Below are 6,434 nucleotides of genomic sequence, written 5' to 3'. Positions count from 1 at the left end.
AAGATACTTTCAAATGCATGCGGATATCAAAACTTCGCAAGAATGAGAAACAGACTAGTGTACTCTCTTAATAAATCCTCTAATCCTTCCTCTTACGCTATTGATGAAACAATCAAAAGAGAAGGAAAAAAGAGAGGATCATATAAGAAAAAGAACCAATAAAACATTAAAATAGGAGTAATATGAGCGCACTAAAGGGCAGTCATTTCTGACTGCCCTTTACAAGTGCAAACCCCCAAAATATTTAAAGCGAGTTTTCTATTGCCCCTCTTAAAAATTAAAGGTTCGTTATATAAATGGTATTGCATGTGTACATGATTTAATAACTATTAATATTTTAGTGAAAAATTTTTAAGAATTCTTTTGTTTTCTTGATGTAACTGATAATTAGATATTTATCAACAATTTAGTATCTAAAAATATTCGATTCTCATCCAATATGTTATTTGACATTTACTTAGTTGTGCATACTGGCTGTCAAAAAGGATCATAAGAGAATTCTTACTATGTAGTTTTTGGTATGACCAATCAAATCATGGAGGCTAATTCACTACGTGAAGCAGAAAGGTAAGATGATTCCCCTACTCTAGAAAGGTGTACTATGCAAGAAATTCGCAAAAAAGTCCAACAGGATATTTGAAATTGTAGTGTGTGTTCACAATGAGTTTATTATAAGTTTTCGTACAATCTGGACAATGGTATTCATATATTTGGAAATGATTATTGCATATATATTCAGTAATTTCTTTGTTATTTGGTATAAAAATGATGATATCGAAACTGGGTGTAATAATAGTATTTTAAAGTTCATATGAATAGTATCGGCAGAAGTAGGATCACTGTTGTTGGAACATATAAAAGTTATAAAATAAATAATAAAATATTGATAAAGTCTACTAATTATAGTTTTTTCGTTGTATAATGCTTATGTTTTACAGGGTCACTTTTTTTGTGATGTTTTATTAAACTTATTCTATATTAGAAAGTTTTTATATGATAATTTTACACTAAAGTTGTAAAGCGATAGTTATATTCAAAAAAATGCAGAAAGGAATTTTTGAAAGTGAAAACAAAGCAGAATAACAGATTAACATATATTGATTATTTGGAAACAATTGCCATGTTTTGTGTGGTATGCTGTCACTATTATGCTGTAATGGGCAAAGGTGTATCTGCGAATATGTATATGTTATTTGTGAAATGCTTTGGTGTACCTATTTTTCTCTTAGCTAATGGAGCATTGATGTTGCAAAGAAAATTTTCGTTGCGTAAACACCTGAAAAAAACAGGAATGTTGATTGTGACAACAGCCGCATGGAAAGCAGTCTATTTATTAATTCAATATATAAGATTACCAGCGGGTAGTTGTATTTGGAAGATAAGTGATTTATGGAACTACTTCTGCGGAGGAAATTTATCAAATCCATATGTACCAGCAGAACATTTTTGGTATATGTATGCTTTAATAGGAGTATATTTGGTATTTCCATTATTTGCATCTATTTATGAAGAAAAGAAAACATACTATTTTTATTTGATATTATTATTATTTTTTATTCCAATTATTACGGAAATAGATGCGTTTATAGCAAATGTGACTGGTAAAAGTATTTCGTTTTCAGTGATTAGAGATGCTTATTTTCCGTTTGCTCAAGCCGGGTACTATTTATTATTCTTTTTGCTTGGACCATTACTACATCAATATTTTTATAAATCAGAAAAGAAGAAAAAACACAGAATAATTGCAGTAGGAACAGCTACTGTAGGTGCTGTTTTATTAGTGATTGAATATTATATGCAAAACGGCACGTTAGGCGGTGCATATCAGGCATTACAGGGAGATTATCAGCGATTTGCAACCCTACTTATGACAGCAGGAATATATTCTTTGTTTGCTACTTTTGATCTGAAGAAAACTAAAATAAATTCTATTATGGAATTTATTTCAGTGCGTACAATTGGAATCTATGCAGCACATATGATGTTGGCATATTTATTTTCAGCATGGCTTGTTAATAAAACGTCTAGAATCGGAGTATATATGCTTGTTCTACAATCTCTTGTTGTTATGTCAGGCTCTATTATAATAACAGAGATATTCTCAATGATTTCAGGACTTAGAACGATTTTAGGGTTGAACTATTACAAAATGCGTAAAAATTACTGGAAACAAAAAAGATTACAGCATAAAGAAGGAAGCTAGAAAAAATTATGATTCAAAAATTAAAGAATATATTTAAAATAAAAATACGATTTAGTTGGCTGCTAAGTATAATTTTTAGTGCTGGATATATACTTGGATATATTTTTCTTCAAGAGAAACACATTAATTCGGGTATGCAAGCATTTAAATATATATTAGTGTGGTTAGTAGGAATTTTGATATATCGTGTATTGATACAAATATTCTGGTGTTTGGCGCAAGGAGATTATCTACAGAAAAACAAAAAGATTCAAACATGGATAGTATGGCAACATCCCTTTGTAATCACATTTATATTTTTATGTATTTGTTGGACAATTCCAATAATATTGAAGTATCCAGCGGGAATTTGCTGGGATGCAAGTTGGCAGATCGATCAGGGTATGGGAAACACAACATTGACATCTCATCATCCAGTTTTTCATACAATGTTAATGGCATGGTTTGTAAAATTTGGTATGCAATTACATTCTGCAAATATTGGTATTTTTTTGTTTTGTATTGTTGAAGCAATTATACTAGCAGTGATTTTTTCTTTTGCAATTAAATGTTTGGTAGATCTTCAAGCAAAGTATTGGAGCATAATAATTGCAATTCTTTTCTTTGGGTTTAGTCCATTTATTACTGGATATGTTGGAACAGTAATCAAAGACGTTTATTTTACAGCAATGTGCGTGTTGTATATTACAACGTTAATTGTATATGCTGCAAATCGTAAGCTGTTTTGGAGTAAATGCTATTATAGTATCTTATTTGTATTGGCAACAGTTGGAATGGTGTTATTTAGAAATAATGGTTTATATATGTGTGCGCCAACAGTGTTAGTGCTAATAGTTTATGAGTTAAAAAAGCGTGACAATAAATTCATACAACATGTTGTAGTTATTGCTTTGTCATGTATATTGGCAATAACAGCATCGAAGACTCTGGATTATATTTACCAACCAGAGAAAGGAAGTATTGCAGAAGCATTATCTATTCCGATTCAACAAACTTCAAGGTATGTAAAGATATATGGAAACGAAGTTACAGAAAAAGAAAAAAAGATAATTAATAAAGTATTGCCTTATGATCAATTAGGAGAACTATATAATCCATATATTTCAGATCCAGTAAAAACTCATTTTAACAGGAGTGCCACTGGAGATGACTTAAAACAATATTTAAATGTTTGGTTGAGGCAATTTCTAAAACATCCAACATGTTATGTAAAAGCAACAGTTCAGCAAAGTATTGTTTTAATATATCCAGGATATAATAATTATGCTTACTATTTGAATAGTAATGCAGATAATTATAATTATCAAAAAGAGCAGTATTTTACTACTCCACGTAAAATAGCATTGCTGCAACAAAAATATTTTAAGTATTTAGTGGGATGCCACAGTGTTCCAATTATCAGTTTATTAAACAATATGGCATTGTATATTATGGGGATGTTCTGTTTACTGATTTTTTCATGGAAAAAGCATAATTATAATAGTATGTTCTTTTTTATCCCATTGATTTTATCGGTATTAATTATAGTTGCTGCGCCTTGTATTAGATGGCATGTTAGATATGCATTCCCTGTAATATATACGTTCCCGTTGATATTAGCGGAATTTACAAGAATAAGGAAGGAAGATAATAATGGATAAAATAGCAGTTTTAATTCCTTGCTACAATGAAAGCAAGACAATTGAAAAAGTCGTAACAGATTTTAAGAGAGAGTTGCCAGAGGCAACCATCTATGTATATGACAATAACTCTACAGATGGAACAGATAAAATCGCAGAAGCTGCCGGTGCAGTAGTTCGCTATGAGTATCAGCAAGGAAAAGGTAATGTTATTCGTAGAATGTTTAGAGACATTGACGCTGAATGTTATATTATGACAGATGGTGATGATACATATCCAGCTGAATATGCAAGAGAAATGGCTGATAAGGTATTGTACAGAAATGTGGATATGGTAGTTGGAGACCGTTTATCATCAACTTATTTTGAAGAAAATAAACGTCCATTTCATAACTTTGGAAATAGTATTGTACGTAATAGCATTAATAGTTTATTTAAAAGTGATATCAAAGATATTATGACTGGATATCGTGCATTTAGTTATATGTTTGTTAAGACATTCCCTGTGTTATCTAAAGGGTTTGAAATTGAAACTGAAATGAGTATTCATGCTGTAGATAAGAACCTGTTTGTTGAAAATGTGGTGATTGATTACAGAGATCGTCCAGAAGGCAGTGAATCAAAATTGAATACATATTCGGATGGATTCAAAGTTTTGAAAACTATATTCCGTTTATTTAAAAATTATAAACCAATGCAATTCTTTTCTTTACTTGCGTTTGTATTAGCAGTTATTAGTGTGGCATTTTTTGCTCCAGTATTTGTTGCTTTTCTGAAAACAGGAGTTGTTGATAAAATGCCAACATTAATTGTGAGTGGTTTTACAATGCTTGCAGCTATTCAGTCATTATTCTCAGGTTTAATTCTAGCAACAATTACTCAAAAGAATAGACAAGATTTTGAAATGCAATTGATGAATATGAAAAGTACATTTGAAAGTAAAAAGATATAATAATCATATGGGAGTATGATTTATAGAGAATATCAAAGGAAAATGATATTTTCTATACAATGGTGAGTCAGCAACATTAAGTACAGCTCTTAAAAGTTTCTTCATGTGCGTGAAGGAACTTTTTTTGTGTTATGTAATTTGATTGGGATAAGTGTTAAAAATGTTGTATACTTAAATTATATGAGTATTTATGGAGGGTTTATGAATAAAGATATATTTGATAGAATTATGGAATGGAAATTTTTACGTATCTTTAATCCATTTTATAAAAAATATAAAGAAGTATTACTCTATTTATTTTTTGGAGGTCTAACAACAGTTATTAGTATTGGCTCTTATGCATTTTTTGATGTAAGTATGCATATGGATCCAATGGTAGCGAATATCTTCTCTTGGATACTTGCAGTATTGTTTGCTTATGTGACAAATCGTATTTGGGTTTTCGAAAATACAGCGAAAGATGTAAAAGGTATTATTCAAGAAATGATTTCGTTTTTTGGAGGACGTGTCGCTACTCTTTTCATGGAAGAAGCTGTATTGTATGTAGGGATAAAGATGTTATTTATGAATAGTATTATTGTGAAAGTGTTCGCACAGGTTCTTGTGGTCATTGCGAATTATATCATTAGCAAATTGTTTGTCTTCAAGAGTGAGTGATTTGAATAAGGGGAAAAGAATATGAAAGCCAAAAGCGCTATGATACAAAGACTTTTTTAAAGAAGCGTTTTTCTAAGACAGTGATTCCATTTTTGTTTTGGACGTTTATAGGACTTTTATTTGATATGTTTTTCTTACATACAGTCAAAGTATCTGCTTTGACTTTAAAGGTTCTCGTTGATGGATTTACCAATACTCATTTTGTACAAATTTATTGGTTCTTTATGCCTTTATTTGGGATTTATTTGTCTATTCCTTTATTTGCATCAATTGAAGAAGGTAAAAGAATAGAATTATTTAAATATTTATTTGTAGTAGGTTTTATTTTCAATGCTACAATCCCATTTCTTCTTTCAGTTTTTCATCTCGATATTACGTGGCCTTTGAATATTAATGTAGTCATTGGCTATGCAATATTCGTGGTGATGGGATATTTCATTCATAAGATGGATTTTACACCTAATCAAAGATATATTATTTATTTTCTTGGTTTAGCTGGTTTATTAATGCATTTTGGTGGTACTTATTATGAATCACACGCTTTAGGTGATGTAAGTCAGATTTATAAAAATTTAACTTATGCTCCCATTGTAATGTATTCGGGTGCATCCCTCTTATTTATTAAACAAATTAGTGAAAAGGTGATGAAAACAAATATTTCTAAATATGTGCGTTTTATAAAGATATATACATTCCCTATTTAATGCATTATTACATTATTGAAATCTTAAACAGAAACCTACATCTTACAAATTATACAAAGTCAATCTTCTATCGTTTACGTATGCCTTTTATCGTTATTCCTATCACTATTATTATTGCAGCACTCATTCGTAAACTAAGATTAGGAAAGAAAGTATTGCCTTAAATTACATAATTTCATAGAAATTACACATAGATAGCGCTTGTAATAAGGTATAATAACAGCAATGAAGTGAATTATAGACTATTTTGTGGTATAGTAATTTATGTATGAACTTAAAAATAAGGATGTGAAAAAAAG

The 6,434-nt window shown here is 30.0% G+C and carries 5 protein-coding genes; all 5 read left to right on the top strand.

All coding sequences use genetic code 11. The features are described 5' to 3' along the window. Positions 1-1,063: 1,063 nt before the first annotated feature. Positions 1,064-2,203, top strand: a complete 1,140-nt coding sequence (locus tag Q0F58_RS16240) for an acyltransferase (RefSeq protein WP_294378880.1) — start codon at positions 1,064-1,066, stop codon at positions 2,201-2,203. An 8-nt stretch (positions 2,204-2,211) separates the two neighbouring features. Beyond that, the gene (locus tag Q0F58_RS16235) at positions 2,212-3,843 is read left to right on the top strand and encodes a DUF6020 family protein (RefSeq protein ID WP_294378876.1); all 1,632 of its coding nucleotides are present in this window, start codon (positions 2,212-2,214) and stop codon (positions 3,841-3,843) included. Then, positions 3,836-4,774 (top strand): glycosyltransferase family 2 protein, encoded by a 939-nt coding sequence (locus Q0F58_RS16230; protein WP_294378875.1) that lies wholly within the window; start codon positions 3,836-3,838, stop codon positions 4,772-4,774. Before Q0F58_RS16235 ends, Q0F58_RS16230 begins: the two co-directional genes overlap by 8 nt. A gap of 201 nt (positions 4,775-4,975) precedes the next feature. Continuing rightward, positions 4,976-5,431: a GtrA family protein gene (locus Q0F58_RS16225; protein WP_294378872.1), complete on the top strand. Its 456-nt coding sequence runs from the start codon at positions 4,976-4,978 to the stop codon at positions 5,429-5,431. A gap of 5 nt (positions 5,432-5,436) precedes the next feature. Next, positions 5,437-6,135, top strand: a complete 699-nt coding sequence (locus Q0F58_RS16220) for an acyltransferase (RefSeq protein WP_294378878.1) — start codon at positions 5,437-5,439, stop codon at positions 6,133-6,135. Positions 6,136-6,434 lie beyond the last annotated feature (299 nt).

Source organism: uncultured Clostridium sp., from assembly GCF_934754915.1.
GTDB lineage: Bacteria > Bacillota > Clostridia > Clostridiales > Clostridiaceae > Clostridium.
Note: the sequence above shows the minus strand (reverse complement) of the source record. Positions and strands in the feature narration are given on the sequence as shown.

What these genes read in the sequence shown, in the direction of transcription:
- Q0F58_RS16225 (WP_294378872.1), top strand. Translation starts at nt 4,976, where the DNA reads ATGAATAAAGATATATTTGATAGAATTATGGAATGGAAATTTTTACGT.
- Q0F58_RS16230 (WP_294378875.1), top strand. Translation starts at nt 3,836, where the DNA reads ATGGATAAAATAGCAGTTTTAATTCCTTGCTACAATGAAAGCAAGACA.
- Q0F58_RS16235 (WP_294378876.1), top strand. Translation starts at nt 2,212, where the DNA reads ATGATTCAAAAATTAAAGAATATATTTAAAATAAAAATACGATTTAGT.